General features: G+C 66.4%; 26 protein-coding genes. 15 read left to right on the forward strand and 11 right to left on the reverse strand.

Going from position 1 to position 22,631, the window contains the following annotated elements; all coding sequences use genetic code 11:
• Window positions 1-7: 7 nt before the first annotated feature.
• The gene (locus FBY20_RS15960; RefSeq protein ID WP_142053345.1) at window positions 8-874 is read right to left on the reverse strand and encodes a LysR family transcriptional regulator; all 867 of its coding nucleotides are present in this window, start codon (window positions 872-874) and stop codon (window positions 8-10) included.
• A 146-nt stretch (window positions 875-1,020) separates the two neighbouring features.
• Here FBY20_RS15960 and argH point away from each other — a divergent pair, with 146 nt between their 5' ends.
• Together argH and FBY20_RS15970 are read left to right on the forward strand one after the other, a co-directional pair.
• Window positions 1,021-2,532, forward strand: a complete 1,512-nt coding sequence (gene argH, locus FBY20_RS15965) for an argininosuccinate lyase (protein ID WP_142053347.1) — start codon at window positions 1,021-1,023, stop codon at window positions 2,530-2,532.
• Window positions 2,533-2,584: 52 nt separating this feature from the next.
• Window positions 2,585-3,550 carry a tripartite tricarboxylate transporter substrate binding protein gene (locus tag FBY20_RS15970; RefSeq protein WP_056325639.1) on the forward strand — a complete coding sequence of 322 codons (966 nt, stop codon included), beginning with the start codon at window positions 2,585-2,587 and terminating at the stop codon, window positions 3,548-3,550.
• 10 nt (window positions 3,551-3,560) lie between these two features.
• Here FBY20_RS15970 and FBY20_RS15975 read toward each other — a convergent pair whose 3' ends face one another.
• From FBY20_RS15975 to FBY20_RS16005, 7 genes are all read right to left on the reverse strand, one after another.
• Window positions 3,561-4,286 (reverse strand): anti-sigma factor domain-containing protein, encoded by a 726-nt coding sequence (locus FBY20_RS15975; protein WP_142053349.1) that lies wholly within the window; start codon window positions 4,284-4,286, stop codon window positions 3,561-3,563.
• Complete coding sequence (locus tag FBY20_RS15980; RefSeq protein ID WP_056325645.1) at window positions 4,283-4,852, reverse strand: sigma-70 family RNA polymerase sigma factor; 570 nt, start codon at window positions 4,850-4,852, stop codon at window positions 4,283-4,285. The genes FBY20_RS15975 and FBY20_RS15980 overlap by 4 nt, the downstream gene beginning before the upstream one ends.
• Before the next feature lie 101 nt (window positions 4,853-4,953).
• Entirely contained in the window at window positions 4,954-5,499 is a 546-nt protein-coding gene (locus FBY20_RS15985; RefSeq protein ID WP_056325648.1) for a DUF3455 domain-containing protein, read from the reverse strand.
• Between the two features lie 178 nt (window positions 5,500-5,677).
• Window positions 5,678-6,643, reverse strand: coding sequence for a DUF3829 domain-containing protein (locus FBY20_RS15990; RefSeq protein ID WP_056325651.1), 966 nt, complete (start codon window positions 6,641-6,643; stop codon window positions 5,678-5,680).
• 157 nt (window positions 6,644-6,800) lie between these two features.
• Window positions 6,801-7,673, reverse strand: coding sequence for a LysR family transcriptional regulator (locus FBY20_RS15995; protein ID WP_056325653.1), 873 nt, complete (start codon window positions 7,671-7,673; stop codon window positions 6,801-6,803).
• Window positions 7,674-7,702: 29 nt separating this feature from the next.
• Window positions 7,703-8,431, reverse strand: a complete 729-nt coding sequence (locus tag FBY20_RS16000; protein WP_056325656.1) for a type 1 glutamine amidotransferase — start codon at window positions 8,429-8,431, stop codon at window positions 7,703-7,705.
• Between the two features lie 118 nt (window positions 8,432-8,549).
• Complete coding sequence (locus FBY20_RS16005) at window positions 8,550-9,788, reverse strand: MFS transporter (RefSeq protein WP_142053351.1); 1,239 nt, start codon at window positions 9,786-9,788, stop codon at window positions 8,550-8,552.
• Window positions 9,789-9,883: 95 nt separating this feature from the next.
• Here FBY20_RS16005 and FBY20_RS16010 point away from each other — a divergent pair, with 95 nt between their 5' ends.
• The 12 genes from FBY20_RS16010 to FBY20_RS16065 all read left to right on the forward strand — a co-directional run bounded on the left by FBY20_RS16010 (window position 9,884) and on the right by FBY20_RS16065 (window position 19,975).
• Entirely contained in the window at window positions 9,884-10,708 is an 825-nt protein-coding gene (locus FBY20_RS16010; RefSeq protein WP_142053353.1) for a helix-turn-helix domain-containing protein, read from the forward strand.
• A 181-nt stretch (window positions 10,709-10,889) separates the two neighbouring features.
• Window positions 10,890-11,435, forward strand: a complete 546-nt coding sequence (locus tag FBY20_RS16015) for an RNA polymerase sigma factor (protein WP_056325661.1) — start codon at window positions 10,890-10,892, stop codon at window positions 11,433-11,435.
• Window positions 11,432-12,103 (forward strand): anti-sigma factor domain-containing protein, encoded by a 672-nt coding sequence (locus FBY20_RS16020; protein WP_056325664.1) that lies wholly within the window; start codon window positions 11,432-11,434, stop codon window positions 12,101-12,103. The genes FBY20_RS16015 and FBY20_RS16020 overlap by 4 nt, the downstream gene beginning before the upstream one ends.
• A gap of 275 nt (window positions 12,104-12,378) precedes the next feature.
• Window positions 12,379-12,711, forward strand: coding sequence for an alpha/beta hydrolase (locus FBY20_RS28120; RefSeq protein ID WP_056325666.1), 333 nt, complete (start codon window positions 12,379-12,381; stop codon window positions 12,709-12,711).
• Between the two features lie 118 nt (window positions 12,712-12,829).
• On the forward strand, window positions 12,830-13,762 hold the full coding sequence (locus FBY20_RS16030) for an acyl-CoA desaturase (protein ID WP_142053355.1): 933 nt from the start codon (window positions 12,830-12,832) through the stop codon (window positions 13,760-13,762).
• Between the two features lie 2 nt (window positions 13,763-13,764).
• Window positions 13,765-15,030, forward strand: a complete 1,266-nt coding sequence (locus FBY20_RS16035; protein ID WP_142053357.1) for an NAD(P)/FAD-dependent oxidoreductase — start codon at window positions 13,765-13,767, stop codon at window positions 15,028-15,030.
• On the forward strand, window positions 15,027-15,803 hold the full coding sequence (locus FBY20_RS16040; protein ID WP_142053359.1) for a DUF1365 domain-containing protein: 777 nt from the start codon (window positions 15,027-15,029) through the stop codon (window positions 15,801-15,803). The genes FBY20_RS16035 and FBY20_RS16040 overlap by 4 nt, the downstream gene beginning before the upstream one ends.
• Window positions 15,800-17,074, forward strand: a complete 1,275-nt coding sequence (locus tag FBY20_RS16045) for a cyclopropane-fatty-acyl-phospholipid synthase family protein (RefSeq protein ID WP_142053361.1) — start codon at window positions 15,800-15,802, stop codon at window positions 17,072-17,074. The genes FBY20_RS16040 and FBY20_RS16045 overlap by 4 nt, the downstream gene beginning before the upstream one ends.
• Window positions 17,071-17,586, forward strand: coding sequence for a DUF2878 domain-containing protein (locus tag FBY20_RS16050; protein WP_255452375.1), 516 nt, complete (start codon window positions 17,071-17,073; stop codon window positions 17,584-17,586). The genes FBY20_RS16045 and FBY20_RS16050 overlap by 4 nt, the downstream gene beginning before the upstream one ends.
• Complete coding sequence (locus tag FBY20_RS16055; protein ID WP_142053363.1) at window positions 17,583-18,350, forward strand: DUF1295 domain-containing protein; 768 nt, start codon at window positions 17,583-17,585, stop codon at window positions 18,348-18,350. The genes FBY20_RS16050 and FBY20_RS16055 overlap by 4 nt, the downstream gene beginning before the upstream one ends.
• 11 nt (window positions 18,351-18,361) lie before the next feature.
• Window positions 18,362-19,444 carry a cyclopropane-fatty-acyl-phospholipid synthase family protein gene (locus FBY20_RS16060; RefSeq protein ID WP_062839631.1) on the forward strand — a complete coding sequence of 361 codons (1,083 nt, stop codon included), beginning with the start codon at window positions 18,362-18,364 and terminating at the stop codon, window positions 19,442-19,444.
• Between the two features lie 12 nt (window positions 19,445-19,456).
• The gene (locus FBY20_RS16065; protein WP_128827562.1) at window positions 19,457-19,975 is read left to right on the forward strand and encodes a lipocalin family protein; all 519 of its coding nucleotides are present in this window, start codon (window positions 19,457-19,459) and stop codon (window positions 19,973-19,975) included.
• A gap of 15 nt (window positions 19,976-19,990) precedes the next feature.
• On the opposite strand, the gene FBY20_RS16070 is transcribed toward FBY20_RS16065, so the two are convergent.
• Together FBY20_RS16070 and FBY20_RS16075 are read right to left on the reverse strand one after the other, a co-directional pair.
• A complete protein-coding gene (locus tag FBY20_RS16070; RefSeq protein WP_142053365.1) occupies window positions 19,991-20,260 on the reverse strand; it encodes a PAAR domain-containing protein in 270 nt (89 codons plus the stop codon).
• Between the two features lie 18 nt (window positions 20,261-20,278).
• Window positions 20,279-20,533, reverse strand: coding sequence for a hypothetical protein (locus tag FBY20_RS16075; RefSeq protein ID WP_056325688.1), 255 nt, complete (start codon window positions 20,531-20,533; stop codon window positions 20,279-20,281).
• Between the two features lie 131 nt (window positions 20,534-20,664).
• Between FBY20_RS16075 and tssA the strand changes: the two genes are divergently transcribed.
• A complete protein-coding gene (gene tssA, locus FBY20_RS16080) occupies window positions 20,665-21,810 on the forward strand; it encodes a type VI secretion system protein TssA (protein ID WP_142053367.1) in 1,146 nt (381 codons plus the stop codon).
• Between the two features lie 23 nt (window positions 21,811-21,833).
• On the opposite strand, the gene FBY20_RS16085 is transcribed toward tssA, so the two are convergent.
• Complete coding sequence (locus tag FBY20_RS16085) at window positions 21,834-22,628, reverse strand: OmpA family protein (protein ID WP_056325693.1); 795 nt, start codon at window positions 22,626-22,628, stop codon at window positions 21,834-21,836.
• Window positions 22,629-22,631: the final 3 nt, after the last annotated feature.

Consider the following 22,631-nt stretch of genomic DNA (forward strand, 5'->3'; position numbering starts at 1 on the left):
CCTCACATTACTCCTCGCGCAGGCACCCCAGAAATGCCGCCGTCAAACTTGACTCGGCCTGTTGCTGCGCGGCAAGGATATAGCGCGAGAACACGATCGTCGGCGAAAACGGCAAGCTGGTGACGCCGGGAATCTTCAAGGTTCGCATCACAAGCGGATTGACCACGCTTACCCCAAGCCCCATCGCCACCATGCGGCAGATCGTGGCCGCGTAGGGCGTATCCAGGATGAGCTTGCGGCGATCGGGCACAAATGCGGCATCGATCGCGGCGCGCGTGCCGTCACCCTGGGTAAGCGAGACAAACGGCTCATCAACAAGGTCTCCGGCATTTACCCGCCGCTTGCGCGCGAGGCGATGCCCATTGGGAACGATGCACACTCCTTCATCCTCCGCCCAGAGATTGACGGCGACCCCGGGCGTATCGGCCAGATACGAGACCAAGCCCACGTCGCAGTAGCGCGTTGCGGTCCACTTGGCGACGGTGGGTGAGTCGCCCGTGTGAATCGAGACCGGCACGTCGGGGTAGTGTTGCCGGAACTTGCGCATCACTTCCGGCATGACGCTCATGGCGATGGAAGGCACGGCGCCGATACGCAGCGTGCCGGGGCCCACTTGGCGAATCAGACGTGCGGCATCGGCCAGCGCATCCATGCCGAGAAATGCGCGTTGCACTTCCCGGTAGAACGCTTCGGCTTCCGGCGTGGGAATCAGTCCGCCCGGTCGGCGTTCAAACAATCGAAATCCGGTAGCGGCTTCCAGTTGCCCGATAACCCGGCTGATATTGGACTGCGAGGTGTGGAGTTCACCCGCAGCCAGCGTCATGGAACGCGTCAGCATCACCACGCGAAACGTCTCGATGTGTTTGAACTTCATCGTTGAATCCCCTTGTGTGAGTCGCAGCATATCAAAACTGCATGCGTAAGCCGAATACTGTCATTTGACGTAATGCCGGTCGATTTTCATACTCCAGCCATACATCGGATCGGGCGCCTTGCACGGGCCACAGGAGCAGGAAGATCATGGAATCGAAGGTCAGTCGCAGATTGCAGCAAGCCACCGCGCAGGAAGTCTGCGACCACATATATCTGCCGCGGTTGAATCGCGAGTTCGGTAGTGGCTTTGACTACCTGTCGGATATCAATCAAGCGCATCTGCTGATGCTGTTGCGCGCGGGCCTGATGCCGCGAGAGCCGGCCATCAGTCTTGCCCGCGCGCTGCAGCGAATGGAGCGCGATGGCGCCGATGCGGTGCCGCTGGACCCGCAGCGGGAGGATGCGTACTTCAATTACGAAGCCCACCTCATGGGCCTGGCGGGACCGGAAGTGGGCGGCCGCCTGCATGTGGCGCGCAGCCGCAATGACATCCTTGCCACGCATGACCGGTTGCGGGCGCGCGACGCCGGCTTGAACGTGCTTGACGCGCTCAATGCAGTGCGAGAGGTCGCGATATCCCGCGCCGAGCAGTATGCCGGCGTGGTCATGCCCGGCTACACGCATCTGCAATCCGCGCAACCCATCACCTATGGCCACTACCTGGCGGCCGCGGCCGATGCCATCGCCCGCGATGCGGCCCGCATCGAACAGGCGTTGGCGCATATCGACGCATGCCCGTTGGGCGCTGGTGCGCTGGCGGGAACAACGTTTCCCATCCAGCGCGAAGAGACCGCGCGTCTGCTGGGCTTTGACCGCTGCGTCGACAACTCATTGGATGCCGTGGCTTCGCGGGACTTTGCCTGGGAACTGATGTCGGCGATGACCATCGCCTCGTTGACCTGGGGAAGAATCGCGCAGGATTTCTATGTGTGGGCTACCCCTGAGTTCGGGCTGATCAATTTTCCGGATCGCGTGGCCGGCACGTCCAGCATCATGCCGCAGAAGAAGAACCCGGTGGTGGTCGAGTATCTGAAAGGTAAAACCAGCCACCTGATCGCCCTGTTCACCGCGTCGATGACCGCGGTGAAGGGCACGCACTTCACGCATAGCGGCGATGGCAACAGGGAGAGCATGCGCAGCTTCTGGGAATCGGCCGACGAGTGCGTTCGCTGCCTGGCGCTTTTCCGGCTGGTGCTGGACGCGGCAGAGCCCGTCGAACAGACCATGCTGCGCAGAGCAAAGACCGACTTTTCCACGGCGACCGATCTGGCGGATGCGCTGGTGCGTGAATCGGGGCTGTCGTTCCGGGAAGCGCATCATGCGGTGGGCGCCGTGGTGTACCAAGCCATTGAAGCCAAGCTGTGTGCCGATGAAATTACCGTCGAGATGGTGAACGCCGCGGCGTCGGAACAGACGGGACGCGACATTCATCTTGATGCGGCAACCGTGCAACGTTGCCTGGATCCGCAGGCGAGCGTGCACGCCCGTTCCGCCTATGGCGGCCCCGCGCCTGCGCAATTGTCGAAGCGCATTGAAGACCTGCGCCGCGCGCTGGCTGGCTCCCGGTCCCTGGCGGCGTCCCGGCGCGACGCGATTGCCGCGGCAAGGTCCACGTTGAAAAAAGAGATCGCGGTGCTGGCGATGGCGCCGCTGGACTAAGGCCGAGTCGGGATCACGGCTTTCCTATTCTTATTACACAAGGGGTTCCACCATGAAGCTTGCCATCACGATTGCCGCCGCTTCGGCGCTGGCATTTTCTTCCGCTGCGATTGCGGATGCCTATCCGACAAAGCCGATTCGGCTGATCATTCCATTCGCCGTGGGCGGCAGCACGGACAACCTGGGCCGCGTGCTGGCGGCGCGCCTGTCGGAGAAGCTTGGCCAGCAAGTGGTGGCCGACAACCGTCCGGGCGCGGGCGGCAACATTGGCACGGACCTGGTCGCCAAAGCGCCCGCCGACGGGTACACGCTGTTGTTCGCCACCGAGGGCACGTTGGGGATCAATCCTTCTCTCTACAAGAAGCTGCCGTTCGACCCGGAGAAGGACTTCACCCCGATCGCGCAATTTGCCAGTGTGCCCAACATCCTGGTCGTCAATCCCAAGGTGCAGGCCAAGACAGTGCAAGAGCTTGCGGCGTATGCCAAGAGCAAGCCGGCCAGTCTGAACATGGGCTCGGCTGGCAACGGTACGACCAACCATCTGTCGGGTGAGTTGTTCCAGTCGATGACGGGCACGTCTTTCACGCATGTGCCGTACAAAGGAAGCGGCCCCGCGATGGCGGACTTGTTGGCCGATCAGATCCAGTTGATGTTTGACAATCTGCCCGGCTCGTTGCCGCATGTGAAGGCCGGCAGCCTGCGAGCGTTGGCCGTGACCAGCGCCAAGCGGTCGCCGCTGCTGCCGGACGTGCCGACCATGGCCGAAGCGGGCGTGCCGGGCTATGACGTGGAAGTGTGGTTTGGCGTGGCCGCGCCCAAAGGCCTGCCGGCGCAGACGTTGGCGACGCTCTCCAAGGCCATCACCGAGATCTCGCAGGAGCCGGCGACGATAGAAAAGATCCTGAACATTGGCGCCACGCCGCTTACGTCCACGCCCGCTGAGTTCGGCAGCCGGATCCAGGAGGCCCGGATCAAATGGGCGCCGATCGTGGCGCACTCTGGCGCCAAGATCGACTAGGACCCCTTGGCTACATCACCTTTACCGCCCGGCCGATGAACTGAATCGGACCGGTCGGCTTGCCGGTGGGCGAGCCATTCGGCGGTTCCAGCGTCAGTTCAAACAACTGGTTCGCCTCCAGCGGGGGCAGCTTGTCCAGGGGGATGCGCACCGGCTCGCCGGGTTTGATCAGGCCCAGCGACACCGGGCCGGCCCAGCCGTCCGCCTTGGTCCAGAATTCCAGCGCGCGATCGGCCGGCACCTGCATGGCCGCGATCGGCACCAGTTGCACCTCGCGCTGACCCGCGCTGGCCTGCACCACCCAGCCTGGCGTCTGCGATTGTGGCGCTACCAGCACCACCATGTACTGCACGGGACCTGGCGTTTGCGCTGGCCGTAGCGCCAGCGTGCCGGCCAGGACCAATGCGGCGGCAAGGCCGCTGGCGGCTGCGCCGCGCCAGAAGAAGAGGCTATCCCACCAGCCTGGACGCGCGGGCTGGCCGGCTCGCCGGGCCGCATGCTGGCGGTCCAGCGTTTTGGCGATGCGTGGCCACAGGCCGGGCGAGGGCTCGATCGGTTCGGTCAGGCCGGTCAGCGGCAGCAGGCGCGCTTCCCAACGGTCGACGGCGGCGCGCAGGTCGGCATCGTGCGGCAGGCGGGCGTTGACTTCCTGACGGCGCGCGCCGGACAAGGTGCCAAGCACGTACTCGCCGGCCAGTTCGTCCAGGTTTTCGGGGGGGACTGTCGGGGCGCTCATGCCAGGCATTCCTTCAGCGCTTTCAGGCTGCGTTTGATCCAGGCTTTGACGGTGCCCAGCGGCGCGCCCAGGCGCTGGGCGATTTCGCTGTGCGACAGGCCGTCCACGTAGGCGTGCAGCACGCAGTTGCGGCGCACGGGTTCCAGTTGTTCCAGGCAGGGGCCAATGCGGCCGGCGCTGTCGCGCCAGTCGAAGGCCTCGCGTGTGTCGTGCCAGGCGTCGATCGCGTCGCGCGCATCCAGCGCGGCGGCGGTGTCGTCGTCGACGGCGGTTTCATGGCGGCCGTCTCGCACGGCGTTCAGCGCCAGGTTGCGCGCCACACTGTAAAGCCAGCCACGGGCCGAGCCGCGCGTAGCGTCGAAGCTGCCGGCCCGGTTCCAGATATTGACGAAGGCATCGTGCACGATGTCTTCAGCTCGGGCGCGGTCACGCACGATGCGCTGGGCGACGCCCAACAGCCGCGGGCCTTCGTGGCGGTACAGGGCTTCCAGCGCCGAGCGGCGCCCTGCGGCGCACTGCTCGAGGGCTGCTTCGTAATCGAAATCCGGAACAGGTCGGTTTGGCATGCGCGCGGGGGCAGGGGGTGAGGGGCACGGACCGGGCAGGCAAGCCCGGCGGCGGATCCGGGCCATGTTACCGGACTCCCGCCGCCGCAGCCCGCCCGGCGTCAGTTCGCTTTCCAGAAGATGTAGTCGGCCTGGTACGACACCTGGCTGCGTTGGCCGGCCTGGGTGCAAGGCTTCTGAGGCGCCACGCCGCCCTTGAGCGCCGTGCGCTGGATATAAGCGACGCCGGTCATGGCGCCGGCGCCCATGGCGGGATTGGCCTTGACCAGTTGATAGGGCAAATTGCCCGCGCCGGCCGGCGCCACGGCGACCTGCGTGCCGGTCAGCTTGGAGCCGTCCGCGGCCTCCCAGGTGGCGGGCGGGCCGTAATAGGTGCCGACCTGCTTGCCTTGGCGGTCTTTCAGGACTGCCTTCGGCCCGGCGAACACCCATTCCATCTGATCCTTGGCGTCGGCCTTGGCGCGGCATTCATAGGTAATTTCGCCGGTGCCGACGGTTTCCCAGGCCACTTTGTGGCCGGCGGGCACCTGGACGGCGGCGGGCAGGGCGTCTTGCGAGGCAGCCATGGCCGGGGCTTGCAGCATGCCGCAAGCAGCCAGCAGGGCGGCGGTGAAAAGGCCGGTGGCGGGGGTGGGGCGAGTCGTCATGAGCGGTCTCCTGCGCAAAAGGAATTTGCGGATACGGCGCACGGAATGTGCGCCGTTGCAGGTACTACACGCGAGAGACGCGATTGGATGCAGGGCGGCGGAAATTTTTTTCGGCGGGCTTGGGCGTCCATCAAGACCGGATCGCCCAACACGGCGGACCCTGCGCCCGGACTAGCGATCAGCAGCGCCCGGTATTCAAGTCCGCAATCAGGTTGTTGAAATCCTGGCGCAGGCTGTTGGCGTCGGTTTCGATCGTGGGGCGCATCATCTTGAACGCGCCGGTGCGGGCGGCGTCTTCCTTGTAGCGGCCGTTGTTGGTGTGCTCAAGAATCTGGCGGCCGGAGGCGAGGAAGCTGTTGACGTTCATCATCATGCCGCTGCAGCCCTTGGGGTCGGCTTCGCGCGTTTTCTTGTCAAAGCCCAGCGCCATTTCGTTCATCTTGTCCAGCTGCTGCTTGAACGCTTCCTGGTCGGCGCCCAGCCCCTGGCCGTCGAACACGCCCGACGCCTTGTCCATCGTGGCCTTGCCGTAATACACCATGCCGGCGCGGTAGTAGGCGACCGTGTCTTTCTTGGCCTTTTCGAAGGCTTCCTTGGTGTTCGCGGTGTCCTTGACCGAGATGCCGCGGTAGAAATTGTTTTCGGCTTTTGCGACTTCCGTCAGCGCGGCGACATAGGCCGGGCTTTTCTCGCGGGCCAGCGCGCCGTTGTCCGACAGGAAGGTCTTGGCCGCCGAATAGTTTTGCAGTTCGGTGCTCAGCGGCGCCAGCTTGCCCAGCGCGTCCGAGAACGCCTTGGCCGGTGCGTCGATCTCGGCGATGGGCGTCGGCATCGCCAGCGCGCGGTCGAGTTTTTCCTTGGTGCGCAGAATTGCCGTGTCGTTGCTGATGACAAAGTCCTTGAGCGGCTTGCCGCTCTTGAGGGCCGGGACGGCATGGGTCTCGTAGCGGTCCAGCGCCTGCGCGAACGTCGTGGAGAGGCTGTTCGCGGTATCCACGTACAGGTTGTACTTGATGATCTCTGCCTGAGCGGAGGCCGCCTCGGGCGCCTTGGCTTCCTGTTTGGCGCTATCGTCGCCGCACGCGGCAAGCGCCAGCGTGAAGACCAGAACTGCGGACATGCGCAAGGGGCGCGGCATAAACATCTTTGTTTCCTGTTGGGGGTAATTGTGAAGGGGACGGATGATATTCCCTTCGTTTTCCCAACAGGCTACAAAGTCATTCAAAGCTGTCACAAGAGTTTGCAGGGTTTGGCCATCGTCCATTCAACTCCGCCACCTCAGCGCAGATGCACCTGCGCCTTCAGCGGCTGAATCGTTCGGCCGCTTCCACGATGCGTTGCGCGAGCAGCGCGGCCACGGGCTGGCGGATGTCGGAAGGACGTTCAACCAGTCCGATCTCGCGAAAGAAGGTGGCGTCGCCCAATGTCTTGACGACGACTCCCCGTGGCAGCGATAGCGCTTTGCTTAGCGGAAGCAGCGCAACGCCCACGCCCTTGCGCACGAGTTGCGCGATGGCCTGCAGTTCATCCAGTTCAATCGCTTCCTTGGGCGTGATGCGCGAATGCCGCAGGAACTGATCGACGAGTCTGCCGCCGAACGAACCGCGGTCGTACCGAATGAAGGGCTCGTTTTCCAGCAGATCGAGCCACTCGCGCTGCCCGTGCTTGCGGGGAGCCAGCAGCACGAACGGCTCGCTGAACAGCACGCGCCAGCGCAAGTCGGCGGGCAGGGCGAAGGGGGGCTTGATCATCACCGCAATGTCCACTTCGCCCGAGTCGACCTGTCCCAGCAGGTTCAGCGACAGGCCCGGGACCAGCCGGATGCGATAGCCGGGGTTGATGCTCCAGAACTCGGTCAGGGCATCGGTCAAAAACGTTGTTTGCGCCGACGCGATGGAGCCGACCCGGATCAGGCCGGTCTTGGGGCTGCTTACGTTCTTGCCGAACTTGGCGTAGACGGACATCACCTCTTCGGCAATGGCCAAGGCTTCGCGGCCATTGCTATTGAGGTTTGCCGAACGTCCCGTGCGGTCAAAGAGCGGATAGCCCAGTTCTTCTTCCAGGCGCTGGATCTGCGCGCTGACGGCGGACTGCGTCAGACCGATGTGAGCCGCCGCATTGGCGAATGTGCCGTAACGCACAACGGCCATGAAAGTCTGGAGTTCTCGCCGCATGGTGGCCCTTGGTCGCTGTGGGGTCCGGATCAGCGCAGGTTGTCAGGACGCTGAATCGTCTGGACGAAGGCGCGTGCGATCCTCGCGCCCGCCGCATCGGCGTCGTCCGCGTGCAGGGCGCGGTCGGCATCGGCCTGGGATTCAAGCCAGCCGGGCGCGATGCGATCGACGCGTTCCTTGTTGCTGCTGGTCCAGCGCTGCACCACATCACCGCTGGCTTCGAAGTGAAACTGCATGCCGTACGCGGCGCGGCCCACCCGAAAGCATTGATTCTTGACCAGGCGGCTCTCGGCAAGCAGCGCCGCGGAATCCGGCAGCGTGTAGGTGTCCACATGCCATTGAAAGCTGACGAAACCCGGCTGCAACTCGGCAAACAACGGGTCCTTGCGCCCATCTTCCGTCACGGTAAGCGGCGTCCAGGAAAACTCCCGGGCCACCCCGAGCAGGTTGTCGGCCCCGTAAGCGCGGGCCAGCACCTGCGCCCCGAGGCAGATGCCCAGCACGGATTTGCCGGCATCGCCGAACTCGCGCATCAGCGCCGCCAGTTTGGGCAGGTAGGGATGGAGTTCGTCGTCTCGCGCGCTTGGCCAGCCGCCCGGCACGATCAACGCATCGAAGTCGTCCAGACAGATGTCGCCCAGCCCATCGCGGTGCGCGCGGAACCAGGTGATTTCGGCATGGGCGCTTTGCAGCGCGCTCAACAGCAGCCCAAGCTGCGTGTCGTCCATGGTCTCGATGATTGCAACGCGTGGCGCCATAAGGGGGATCGAAGGGTAGAGGTTGGACGCAAGACGCCGGCAGCCCTTGCAGGTCAGACCGGCGAAAAGGAGGATAGTAACGGCACGCCTTGATATCCGGGAGGCCGCGCTGAATGGCTCAAGCCCCGCTTCGGCTCATTTCAGCGCGCTTTCTACGCATGGCAACGCCAAGGGCGGCGACGGACAGCGCCAGCGGAATGAATGACACCCACAGCACGGTGTTCCAACCGAACGCCGACAGCAGGCCCCCGGAAGAGAACGATCCGATCGCCATCAAGCCGAAGACGATGAAGTCGTTCAGGGACTGGACACGCGTTCTCTCCTCGGGCCGATGGCATTCCAGCACCAGCGCGGACGCGCCCAGAAACCCGAAGTTCCATCCCACGCCGAGCAGGACCAGTGACCACCAGAAGTGCGCGACATCGATACCGCCCAGGCCCACCGCGGCCGCGAACCCAATCAACATCAGGCCCATGGTCGCGACCCGTCCCGCACCAAAGCGCGATATCAGTCTGCCGGTGAAAAAGCTTGGCGCGTACATGGCAATGACATGCCACTGCAGTCCCAGATTGGCGGACTCCTGCGAGTGGCCGCAGATGTGCATTGCCAGCGGTGCGGCCGTCATGAGGAAGTTCATGAGCATGTAGGAGACGGCGCCGGCGATCACCGCGGCGATGAAACGCGGCTGCAGCGCAATCTCGGAAAGCGGCCGCCCGCCTGCGACCTCCGCGGCAGTGGGGGCGGGCAACCTGACACCGATAAGAATGAACGCGGAAATTGCTGCAACCGCCGCTTGCGCCAGAAAGGTGGCGGCAAACATGTGCGGCGGCCACAGGTTCATCGTGCCGTTGACGAGCTGTGGCCCGACGATCCCGGCCGCGACGCCGCCCGCCATGACCAGGGATAGCGCGCGCGCCCGTCGCTTGGGCTCCACGCCGTCCGCGGCGGCGAAGCGGAACGACAGGACGACCGCAGCATAGACACCGCCGAAGAACGTGGCCAGGCTGAACAGCCAGAAGCTTCCGATCATGACCGCCAGCATCGCCAGCAGGCCGGTGAGCACGCCAGCGCCGGTGCCCAGCAGAAAGGCCGCGCGCCTGCCGTGGCGCCTGGCGACGGCGCCCATAGGCAGCGTGCACGTCGCCATGCCCACCACAAAGATGGAAATCGGCAGCGTCGCGAGCATGGGCGTCGGGGCAAGCGTATTGCCGACGATGGAGCCCGTTGCATAGACGACCACCGAATTCGCGCCCGCCAGGGCTTGGGCGGCGGTCAGTCGCCAGATGTTGCCCTGTTGAACACCCGCGGGAAGAACAGCGGGGCGGTCATGCGCGGAAGCGGTGCTATTTTTTGTCATTATGGTCAATGGCGTTACGTTGAGGTGGCATTACAACTCAGAGTTACGAAGGCGATCTATCGACAGCCTGCCAAGTTATATAGAATCGGCGACATATGAAAGCGCTCGTGCCGTGGGAAGCGATTACCGCGCCGCCAGATGTCCTGCCGCCTTTGCCAATGACCATGAGGGTGCAGTCCATCGGCGCGCGGAATTATTTCGCCGCGCATACGCATGAATGGAACCAGGTGGTCTACGCGGTATCCGGTGTCCTCATGGTGACGGCAGACGGGCATTCTTTCGCCATATCCCCGAATCAGGCTGCGTGGATTCCGTCAGGTACTGTGCATAGCGTGGGGTCCTTTCTTGGCGCCGAATACCGCAGTCTCTGGCTTGCCGATCACCCCGGTGGGACGCTTTCCGAGGGCGGCGTGGCGGTGTTTGGCGTATCCGCCCTTTTGAAGGCGCTTGTCGTCGAGGGGGCGACGCTTCAAGGCAAATCGGACGCGGATGGGTATTTCGGCCGGATCTACAGACTGGTACTCGACCAGCTCTGTCGTGCGAGCCCGATTTCATTGATCCTGGCATGGCCGACAAGCCCCCCGTTACTGACCCTTTGCGAGACCTTGTACAACAAGCCGGCCGACCCCAGAAGCCCGGACGACTGGGGGCGGGAGCTGGGGATGTCGGGCCGGACACTGGCCCGGAAGTTCTTTGCGGAAACCGGTCTCACGTTGCGCGATTGGCGTCGCCGGCTGAAGCTGTTCAGAGCTATCGAGCTATTGGAAAATGGTCTTGATGTGACGCGGACCGCATTGGAACTTGGCTATGGCTCCACGTCCTCGTTCATCTTTGCGTTCCGGTCTGAAATGCAATGCAGCCCGATGGCCTATGTGCGGTCACGGGCGCCGTGCAAGCGCGAGAGCGGCCACGGAATGTAGGGCGGATGGATTGTGTTCTCCGGCGCAATCCATCGGCCGTGCCGGTTCCGTGATCGCGGCGGGCCAGTGTCCACCACGCCCGCGCCCCGGACTTGCCTGTATCATCCGCTGCAAGACATCCGTCCCCCGAGCGCCGTATTCCGCCGCGCGGCCTGATTGCCAGTGACCCCGGATAGCCGCCATGCCCGACCCGCTACGTCTGCAGGCTTTGATACAGGAGTGCGCCCGCGGCCAGGAGTCCGCGCTGGCGGAACTCTATCGACAGACCTCCCCGCATCTATTTGCGCTTGCCGTACGTATATTGCGGCGAAGCGACTGGGCGGAAGAAGTCCTCCAGGACAGCTTCATCAATATCTGGCGCAATGCCGCCCGCTATTCCTCGGAGCAGAGCCAAGTCATGACCTGGATGACGCGCATCGTGCGCAACCGCTGCATCGACCTGCTACGCAGGCCGGACCTGGAACGCCCCGACGCCGACGGCGCGTTGACGCAGGCCTGGGCCGATGACGCGCCCGGCCCGTTCGAGCGGCTGCAACGCGACCAGGACGGCCAGCGCCTGGCGGACTGCCTGAAACAGCTCGAGGGGCAGCAACGCACCGCCATCGCGCTGTCCTTTTTCGACGACCTCAGCCACAGCGAGATCGCCCGGCGCCTCCAGGCGCCGCTGGGCACGATCAAGAGCTGGGTGCGGCGCGGCATGGACCGGCTCAAGAGGTGCCTGTCATGAACTACAGCAATCCTCAACTGCGCGAGCGGCTTGCCGCCGACTACGTGGCCGGCGCCATGCGCGGTGGCGCGCGCCGCCGTTTCGAAGGCCTGATGGCCGCCGACGCCAACCTGCGCCGCCAGGTGCGCGACTGGGAAAACGATATCTATCCGCTGTTATGGTCGCTGCCGCCGCGGGTTCCCCCGCGCCGCGTGTGGCGCGCCATCGAAGCGCGCCTGAAGCCCGGCGGCAGCCGCGGCTGGCAGGGCCTGGCGTTCTGGCGCGTGCTTAGCGGCGCGCTGGCGGCCATGCTGGTGGCCGGCGTGGTGGTCTACCCGATGCAGGTCGACCGCGCCGCGCGCACCCAATTGATGGCGGTGCTGCAAAGCCCCGAGGCGCAGGCGATGCTGGTGGTGCGCGCCGACGAGCGCGGCGGCCTGCACGTGCATGCCTTGCAGGATCTGGCCTCGCGCGCCGACGGCAAGGCGCTGGAGCTCTGGGTGATTCCCCCGGGGCAGGCGCCGATATCCGTCGGGGTCGTGGCGCCCGATGGCCAGACGGCGCTGCCGCGCGCGCAAGGGCTGGAAGGGGTGCAGACCCTGGCCATCACCCTGGAGCCGCCGGGCGGCTCGCCGTCGGGCAAGCCCACCGGACCGGTCATCATGAAGGGCGACGTGCTCAAGATCTGAGCTGCATCCAAACCGGGCCTGCCCGCGTATAGAGGGGTGTTCCGTTGCGGAGTGCCCCATGTCTTCCTGGATTGCCGCTGGCCCGCGTGGCCTGCTTGCCATCGTGGCCGTGGCCGCGCTGGCCCTGGGCCTGCTGGCCGCCTGTTCGCCATTGACGCTGCTCAGCGGTGCGGTGCCCGAGGACGGCAGCGACGTCACGGCGGGGCTGGCTTACGGCACCTTGCCGCGTCAGCACCTGGACGTCTACCGGCCGACGGACGCCACGGGGGCGCCCGTTGTGGTTTTTTTCTACGGCGGCGGCTGGCGCAGCGGGCTATCCGGACACGCCCGCCGACTCCCAACCCATCCATCACGTCAGCCGCGACGCGCCACCTGGCCTGCTGCTGACGGGCGCCGCCGACACCACGGTCGACCCGCGCCGCAACAGCGTCGGCCTGGCGGACGCCTTGCAGGAGGCGGGGGCGTGCGCGCAGCTGGTGCAGTACCCCGACCTGGGTCACAAGCTGCTGGTGGGCGCGCTGTCGCGGCCGCTGCGCTGGCGTGCGCCCGTGCTCGACGACGTCAGCGCGTTCGTCAGCCGTCCGTGCCCATCCGCCGAAGGAGAGTGACCGTGCGATCGCTGGCGGCAGCCACGCCGCTCGCGGCGCGTTGCGATTAAGGGTTTCCCCCTATGCATCCGATGCCGCGCCGCGCCCGTATATCCCGACACGTTTCACACAGGACAGCATGATGCGCTTCGTTCTTACCGGCTGGACCGCTTCGATACGACGCTGGGTCGATACGCAGGCGCAGGATGCGCCGGGCGGCGACCCCGATCGCATCGACTGGACCCGCGCCTTGCCTTTCGCGTTGTTGCACGCCGGCTGCCTGGGCGTGCTGTGGACCGGCGTGTCCCCGGCCGCGCTGGCGCTTGCGGCGGCGTTGTATGCCGTGCGCATGTTCGCCCTGACCGGCTTCTACCACCGCTACTTCTCGCATCGCACGTTTCGCACCTCGCGCGGCATGCAATTGGTGTTTGCCGTGCTGGGGGCGTCGTGCGCGCAGCGCGGACCGCTTTGGTGGGCGGCCCATCATCGTCATCACCATCGTCATGCCGACGATGCGCAGGACCTGCATTCGCCGCGCCGCCATGGCTTCTGGTGGAGCCACATGGGCTGGTTCCTGACCCGCCGCTCCTTCGCCACCGACATGGCGCGGGTGCCCGACCTGCGCGGCTACCCCGAACTGCGCTGGCTCGACCGCTTCGACGCGGCGGTGCCGCTGGCGCTGGCGGTGGGGTGCTACGGGCTGGGCGCGCTGCTGGCGCGCGTGGCGCCAGGACTGGGCACCGACGGGCCGCAGATGCTGGTGTGGGGCTTTTTCATTTCCACCGTGGCGCTGTTTCACGCCACCGTCACCATCAACTCGCTGGCGCACCGCTACGGCAGGCGGCGCTACGACACCGCCGACGACAGCCGCAACAACGCCTGGCTTGCGCTGCTGACGTTCGGCGAGGGCTGGCACAACAACCATCACTTTTATCCGGGCTCGGCCCGCCAGGGCTTTCGCGCCCGCGAGATCGACATCACCTGGTACGGCCTGCGCCTGCTGGCCGCCGCCGGCCTAATCTGGGACTTGAAGGGCGTACCGGCCTGGGCGCTGGCCGCCGCCAAGGAGTGAACATGCGCATCGCCATCATCGGTTCGGGCATCTCGGGACTGGTCTGCGCCTGGAAGCTGGGCCGCGATCACGAGGTCACGTTGTACGAGGCCAACGACTACCTGGGTGGGCACACGCATACGCACACGGTCGAACAGGACGGGCAACAGTACGCGGTCGATAGCGGATTCATCGTCCATAACCCGCTCAATTACCCGCATTTCACGGCGTTGCTGACGGAACTGGGCGTGGCGTCGCAGCCCACCACCATGAGCTTTTCGGTGCACAAGGAGGCCAATGACCTGGCCTACAACGCCACGTCGCTGGACACGCTGTTCTGCCAGCGGTGCAACCTGGTATCCCCACGCTTCCTGGGCATGGTGCGCGACCTGATGCGCTTTTACCGGGAGTCGCCCGCGTTGTTGCGCGCGCCGGAGCCAGGCCCCACGTTGGGCGAATACTTGGCGCAGCACCGCTATGGCGACGCCTTTCGCACCGATCACCTGATTCCGATGGCCTCGGCGCTGTGGTCGTCGCCGGCCTCGCGCATCCTGGAGTTCCCGGCGCGCTACCTGGTGCGGTTCATGGCCAACCACCAGATGCTGCGCATCAGCGGCCGTCCGCAATGGCGCGTGGTGCAGGGCGGGTCGCGATCCTATATCGACGCGATGCGCCAGAGGTGGACGGTGCGCGAGCGGCTGAACTGCGCCGTGCGCGCGGTCAGGCGTCTGCCGGGGGGCGTGCAGGTGGCGACGCGCGAGGGCCTGGAACATCACGACGAAGTGATCTTCGCCTGCCACAGCGATCAGGCGCTGGCGCTGCTGGCCGACCCGACGCCGCAGGAACGCGAGGTTCTGGGCGCGATCACCTATCAGGACAACGACGTGGTGCTGCACACCGACGCGCGCCTCCTGCCGCGCCAGCGCAAGGCGTGGGCCGCCTGGAACGCCTACGTGCCGGCCGACCCCGAGGCGCCCTGTTCGGTCAGCTACTGCATGAACCTGCTGCAGGGCATCACGTCGCCGTGGCCCTTTATCGTGACGCTGAATCGCAGCGATGCGATCGATCCCGCGGCGGTGCTGGCGCGCATGCGTTATCACCACCCTGTGTACACCCACGAATCGGTGGCCGCGCAGGCGCGCCGCGCCGAGATCTCGGGACAGCGGCGCAGCTGGTATGCGGGCGCCTATTGGGGATGGGGCTTTCACGAAGACGGGGTGGCGAGCGCGCTGGACGTGGTGCGCGGCATCCAGGAACAGCCGGGGGTTTGGGCGCGGGAGGCAGCATGAACCTGCAAAGCGCCGTCTACGAAGGCCGGGTGACCCACCTGCGCCACCACCCGCATGCGCACGGCTTCGGCTATCGCATGGCGCAGCTTTATCTGGACCTGGACGAGATCGACCAGGTATTCCAGGACCGCTGGCTGTGGTCGGTGGAGCGGCCCAACCTGGCGCAGTGGCGCCGGGCCGATTATCTGGACGCCGCCGAGGGCCTGCCGCTGGCGCAGGCGGTGCGGCAGCGCCTGCGCACGCAGTTAGGCGACGTGCCGGCCGGGCCTATCCGGCTGCTCGCGCACCCGCGCTATGCCGGCTACGTCTTCAACCCCGTGAGCTTTTACTACTGCTTTGAAGCCGACGGCCGCACGCTGGCGGCGATCGTGGCGGAGATCACCAATACCCCTTGGAAGCAGCGCCATTGCGTGGTGCTGCCCGCCGCCGCCGCCGAGCGCGAGGGCAGCGCGCTGGCCTGGCGCTTTGACAAGCGCTTTCATGTGTCGCCCTTCATGCCCATGGACTGCGCCTACGACTGGCGCTTCAACCTGCCCGCCGACGACCTGCGTGTGCATATGCAGGTCAGCCGGGAAGGCGTGACGCAGTTCGACGCGCACCTGAGCCTGCAGCGCCGCGCGTTGGACGGCGCGGCGCTGGCGCGCGTGCTGTGGCGCTATCCGCTGATGACACTGCAAGTCGTCGGCGCGATCCATTGGCAGGCGCTGCGCCTGTGGTTCAAGCGCAATCCCGTCTACGACCATCCCCGCACGCCCAACGGAGAACCGCAATGAAACCCATGACGTCCTCGGAACATGCCTCGATCGCGGCCAGCCGCCCCGCCACGGCGCTCGACCGCCTGTTGCGCCAGCGTCTGTTCGCCAGCCTGGCGGCGCTGGACCACGGTCAACTGCTGATCGAGGACTGCCTGGGCAGCGCCACGATGGGCCGCGGCGAGCCGCTGGTGCGCCTGACCGTCAGCGACCTGGGGTTCTACCGGCTGGTGGCCGCGCAAGGCAGCGTCGGCGCGGGCGAGGCCTACGGCGATGGCCTGTGGCGCTGCGACGACCTGGTCGGGCTGGTGCGGCTGCTGGTGCGCAACCGCGACACGCTGGACGCCATGGAGTCGGGACTGGCGCGGCTGGCCGGCTGGGCGCTTCGGCGCTGGCATGCGCGCAATGCCAACACCCGCGAGGGCAGCCGCCGCAACATCGCCGCGCATTACGACCTGGGCAATCCGTTTTTCTCGCTGTTTCTTTCCGGCGACCTGATGTATTCGTCGGCACTGTGGGCCGACGGCGACGACACACTGGAGGCGGCGTCCCATCGCAAGCTGGACACGATCTGCCGCAAGCTGGCGTTGCAGCCGTCGGACCGCGTGGTCGAGATTGGCAGCGGCTGGGGCGGCCTGGCCATCCACGCCGCCCGTCATTACGGCTGCCACGTCACCACCGCCACGCTGTCGCGCGAGCAGCATGATCTGGCGGTCGAGCGGGTGCGGGCCGCCGGGCTGCAGGACCGCATCAGCGTCGTGCTGCGGGACTATCGCGACCTGCAGGGCCAGTACGACAAGGTAGTGTCGGTGGAAATGATCGAGGCTGTCGGCGCCAATTTCCTGGAAGTGTATTTCGCCAAGGTCGCCAGCCTGCTCAGTCCGCATGGCCGCGCGCTGATCCAGGCCATCACCATCGAAGACCACCGCTACGAGCAGGCGCTGGCCTCGGTGGATTTCATCAAGCGCCACATCTTTCCGGGCAGCTTCATTCCGTCCATCGAGGCGATGCTGCGCGCCAAGACCCGCGCCTGCGACCTGGCGCTGGTGCACCTGGAGGACTTCGGCCTGTCGTATGCGCGCACGCTGCAAGCCTGGCGCGAGCGCTTCCTGGCTCGGCAGCCCGAGGTGCGGGCGCAAGGTTTCGATGCGCGCTTCTGCCGATTGTGGGAGTTCTACCTGGCGTACTGCGAAGGCGGTTTTCGCGAGCGCTCCATCGGCGTCGCGCACCTGCTGCTGACGCATCCGCAGGCGCGCCCCGATGGCGAGCGCTGGCTGCGGGAGGATGCATGATGCGCTTCTGGGCCAACCTGATCGGCTACCAGCTCGTCTGGTTCAGCGCCGTCATCGGCGCGGGCTGCGGGCTGGCCTGGCCGGGCGTGGCTGCCGCTGTGGTGTTCGTCGCGGCGCAACTGGCGGTATCGGCGACGGCGCGCGCCGACTTCAGGCTGGCGGCCGCCGCCGTGCTGTGCGGCGTGGTGTTGGAGGGCACGCTGTCCGCGTTGGGATGGGCGCGGTACGCGGCCGACGCCTGGCCCGCGCCGCTGTGGATCCTGGCGTTGTGGGCCGCCTTTGCCCTGACGCTGAACCACTCGCTCGTCTACCTGCGGTCCCGGCCGTGGATGGCCTGCGTGTTCGGCGCGGTGGGCGCGCCGCTGGCATATTGGGGCGCCGCCCGCGGCTGGCAATCGGTGCAGTTCGAACCGCCCGCCTGGCGCGCGACCGCCGCGCTGGCGGCGGGCTGGGCGCTGGCGTTGCCCGCGCTGACGGCAGGGGCGCGGCGATGGACCCGGGAGGCATCATGACGATCTGGCAACAATGGTCCACCATCGCGATCGTGATGATCGCCGCCATGGCGCTGGCTTGGGGCTGGCAGCGCCGCCATGCCAATGCGGGCATCGTGGACGTGGTGTGGGCGCTGGGCATGGGCGCTTCGGCCTGGCTCATCGCGGCCACCGGCGCGGGCAGCGGTGCCGCGAGGCTGGCCCTGGCCGTGATGGCGGGCGTGTGGTCGCTGCGGCTGGCGTGGCACCTGTGGCGCCGCGTGCGCGAAGGCGAAGACGGCCGTTACCGCGCCCTGCGCGAGCATTGGGACGGCCATCAGGGCAAGTTCTTAGGGCTCTTCATGTTCCAGGCCGGGCTGGTGATGCTGTTCTGCCTGCCGTTCCTGGCGGTGGGCGCCAGTCCCGCGCAGGGCTGGCCCGTGGCGCTGGGGCTGCTGATCTGGCTGGCCGCGTTGTCGGGCGAGGTGATCGCCGACCGCCAGCTCGACCGCTTTCGCGACAACCCCGCGAATCGCGGCAACACCTGCCGGCAGGGCCTGTGGCGCTACTCGCGGCATCCGAACTACTTCTTCGAGTGGTGCCATTGGTTCGGCTACGTCGCCCTGGCGTGGGGTTCTCCGCTGGCATGGCTGTCGTGGCTGGGACCGGTGCTGATGTTTGTGTTCCTGCGCTGGATCAGCGGCATTCCGTTCACCGAGCAACAGGCGCTGCGCACGCGCGGCGATGACTATCGCGATTATCAACGCCGCACGCCGGCGTTCTTTCCCTGGTTTCCGAAACGCTGACGAGGCATGCCATGACGACCGCCATCCTGAACGACTCTCCCTTGGCCTCCGACCGTCCGGCGCCAGGCCTGCTTGGCCTGGCCGAGCGCGGCCTGCTGCCCGATGCGCTCCTGCGCCTGGGCATGCGGCGCCTGTGCGCCCAGCGCCTGGCGCAGGAATACGCGGGCGGCATCGAGGCCTGGACCGAACGCGACCGCCAGCTGATCGCCAGCCTGCGCGCCAGCGCCGTGGCCATCCATACCGACGCCGCCAACGCGCAGCACTACGAGTTGCCCACTGCGTTCTTCCAGCTTTGCCTGGGCGCGCGCATGAAGTATTCGAGTTGCTATTACCCGACCGGCGCCGAAACGCTGGACCAGGCCGAAGACGCGATGCTGCGCCTGTATGGCGAGCGCGCCGGGCTGGCCGACGGCCAGGACATCCTGGAGCTGGGTTGCGGCTGGGGCTCGTTGACGCTGTGGATGGCCGAACAGTATCCCAACGCGCGCATCACTGCGGTGTCGAACTCGGCCACGCAACGCCAGCATATCGAGGCGCAATGCCGCGCGCGCGGCTGGACGCATGTGCGCGTGGTGACTTGCGACGTCAATGTCCTGTCACTGCCCGGCGCCGCCTTCGACCGGTGCGTCTCGGTGGAAATGTTCGAGCACATGCGCAACTACCAGGACCTGCTGGCGCGCATCGGGCAGTGGCTTCGGCCCGGCGGAAAGCTCTTCGTGCACATCTTCGCGCACCGCGAGCGCGCCTATCCGTTCGAGACCGACGGGGCCGGCAACTGGATGGGGCGGCACTTCTTCACCGGCGGCATCATGCCGTCGGCCCATACGCTGCTGCATTTCCAGCAAGACCTGACGCTTGAGGAACGCTGGTTTCTCGACGGCACGCATTACGCCCGCACGGCCAATCACTGGCTGGCCAACCAGGACGCCCGAGCCGAACCCGCACGGGCGGCGCTGGCGCAGGCTTACGGCGCACCCTTGGCCGGCTTGTGGCATCAGCGCTGGCGCATGTTCTGGATGGCGTGCGCCGAACTCTTCGGCTACGACGACGGACAGCAATGGGGCGTCGCGCACTATCGCTACACGCGGCCCTGAGGAGAAACGATCATGTTGCGAACCCTGTTTATCGGCGTGACGGCCCTATTGGCCGGTTGCGCATCGCCGCCGCCCATGCCGCCGGTGGCGCAAGTGGACCTGGACCGTTTCATGGGCGACTGGTATGTGATCGCGCACATTCCCAGCTGGCCCGAGCGCAACGCCTATGACGCCGTGGAAAGCTACCGGCTGTTGCCCGACGGCCGGGTGCAGACGGATTTCCGCTATCGCGATGGCAGCTTCGATGCGCCCATCGACACCATGCACCCCGTGGCGACGGTGCGGCCCGGCACCGGCAATGCGGTGTGGGGCATGCAGTTCATCTGGCCCATCAAGGCCGAGTACGTGATCGCCTATCTGGACGAGTCATACCAGACCACCATCATTGGCCGGTCCAAGCGCGACTACGTCTGGATCATGGCCAGGGTGCCGTGCCTGGACGACGCGGTGTACGCCGACCTGCTGCGCAGGGTGACGGCGCTGGGTTATACGGAAGCGCCGCGCAAGGTGCCGCAGCGCTGCGACCGGTAAGGCTGCCCGCCCGGGTCAACCGTATTCCAGCCGATAGAAACTCTGGCTGGCGATGAGCGTGGCGCCGCAGGACGTGCGCATGCCTTCCAGGGCGGTCAGGCGGTCGGAGCCGACGTTCTGCACGCCTTCCACGATGGTGTGGTTGTCGCCGCATTTGGGGCAGGTGACGCGGTCGCCGACCCGCGCCATCGGCTGGCCAAAGATCACGACGGTTTCGTCGCCGGTGACGACGACGCCGCCGTGCGAAGTTTTATCGCCCTTGCGGATGACGGAACGTTGGGACATGGTGCGCGAGAGTCAGGTTTATAGATACGTGCCATCCGGCGCGAGCCGCGCGGGGCCGGCCACGAAGGTGCCGTCCGGCGCCATGCGCACCGGCCCGCCGCCGCCCTTGTAGCTGCCGTCGGGCGCGCGTTGGGGCTTGCCGGCCACATAGGTGCCGTCGGGCGCGCGGGTGATGGGGCCTTCGCCGCCCACGTACGTTCCATCGGGCGCGCGGCGCGGCGTGCCGGCGATGAAGTGTCCGTCGGGCAACATACGAATGGTCTTCGACGTCATGAATGCTCCTTGGGGATGAGGGCAAATCATAACGAAGCATCGTGATGCGCCTTGTAATAGGACGTGTCATCTTTGAACGTTACACGTAAGCGGATGTGGCATGATTTGCGCCTACAACAGCCCTGACGCCTATGACCGACATCAACGCCCTGTTGCAACCCATTCCCGGCGACGCGCCTTGCGGCGTGGACCTGGTGTTCTCGCCCGAGTTCGACGCGATACGCGAGGCCCGCCGGCATGACGACCCCCAGCTCGACCAAGGCGACTGGGTCATCGACCTGAAAGAGGCCGATTGGCCCGAGGTGACGCGCATCTGCACCACCGTGCTGCGCGACCGCAGCAAAGACATCCGCATCGCATCGTGGCTTGCCGAATCCTGGGCCAAGACCCGCGGCTTCGCGGGGCTGCGCGATGGCTACCTGCTGATCGACGGCCTGTGCCGCAACTATTGGGACGGGCTGCACCCGGTGCCCGAAGATGGCGATGTGCAGCAGCGCGTGGGCAATCTGGCGTGGCTGTTGTCGCGGTCGCAGCAATTGATCGGCGAGATCCCGCTGACGCAAGCCGACGGCGCCCGCTATGGCGCGGTGCTCTGGGAGGCGGCAAGCCAATTGGCCAATGCGGTCAAGCGCACGCCCGACAACGCCCACGAACTGACACGCGGCAAGCTCACGCTGGACCGCTTCGATGCCGCACGGCGCGACACGCCGCCGTCTTTCTATTCGGAGCTGGACGCGCAGCTGCAGGGCTGCGCGCAGGCCCTGGATCAACTGGAACGCACCCTGGATGCGCAACTGGGCGACGAAAGCCCCGCGTTCTCGCGGGTGCGCGAGGCGCTGCGCAACGTGACCGAACTGGTGCACCGATTTGCGCGCGATGCGGGCCTTCTGGTCCGTACGGACCTTGCCGCCACACCGGCGCCGGCCGCGCCCGCCGCCCCTGTTCGCGTGGAGCCCACATTGACTGCCGCCGATCACTTCGATGACGCCGCTGCGTCGGGCGCTCCGGGCGCCGCCGCGCCGCTGCACGCCGTACCGCCCGCCACCGCCCGCGGGCCCATCCAGACCCGCGAACAGGCGCTGGCGCAGTTGCGGGACGTGGCCGAGTTCTTCCGCCGCACCGAGCCGCACAGCCCGGTGGCCTACCTGGCCGACAAGGCGGCAAGCTGGGGCGAGATGTCGTTGCACCTGTGGCTGCGCACGGTGGTCAAGAACGACGAGACGCTGTCGGGCCTGGAAGAGTTGCTGGGCATCAAGAAGGCGGGCGACGGCAACTGAGCGGCCGCCGCCGCCACCCCTGACTACCGCGCCGCCCGGAACTCGATACGCCGGTTCTTGGCGCGGCCTTCCGCCGTGGCGTTCGTGGCCACCGGCTGATCCGGGCCCGCGCCCATCGCTTCGAAGCGCGACGCCGGCAACCCCTTGTCCACCAGATAGTCCCGAACCGCGTCCGCACGCGCCTGGCTGAGCGCCAGGTTGGTGCTGCGGCTGCCGGAGCTGTCGGTGTGGCCGATGATCTGGATCTTGTCGGCGCGCAGCTTGGGCACGGTGTCGGCCACGCGATCCAGCAATTCCCGGCCGCGCGTCGTCAAACGGGTGCTGCCGGTCTCAAACTCCACCACGCGGTTGGTCAACAGGTTGTCCAGCACATCCTGCTCATCCTTGCCGGCCGACACGCGCAATCCGTTGACGATCTTGTACGTCGGGTTCAGCGACGTGGCAAAGTTGCTGGCGATCTGTTGGCGCGAGGCTTCGTTGTCGACTTCGCCCCGCAGGCGGATCTGCGTGCCGTCGATTTCCAGCTGGCCGCGGTTGATCTGCTTGAGCGGGCTGTCCAGCAGCTTGCCCACGTGTTGGGACCAGTTCGGGGGGGCCACCACGCCGCCGACGTCGATGCGGTCGATGACGTTGCCCACGCCATAGACCTTTTGCAGCCGCGCCAGCACATCGGCCTTGGTGGCCTCGTCGGGCACCGCGCCGCTGGCCACCACCTGGCCGGGTTGGGGAATGACGTTGGCGGGCACGACCGTGGCGGCGTCCTGGGCGTGGGCCGAGAATGCCAGCGAGGCGGCCAGGACCAGAGTAAGCGTACGCATGTC

Source organism: Achromobacter sp. SLBN-14 (assembly GCF_006715415.1).
Classification (GTDB): domain Bacteria; phylum Pseudomonadota; class Gammaproteobacteria; order Burkholderiales; family Burkholderiaceae_B; genus Achromobacter; species Achromobacter mucicolens.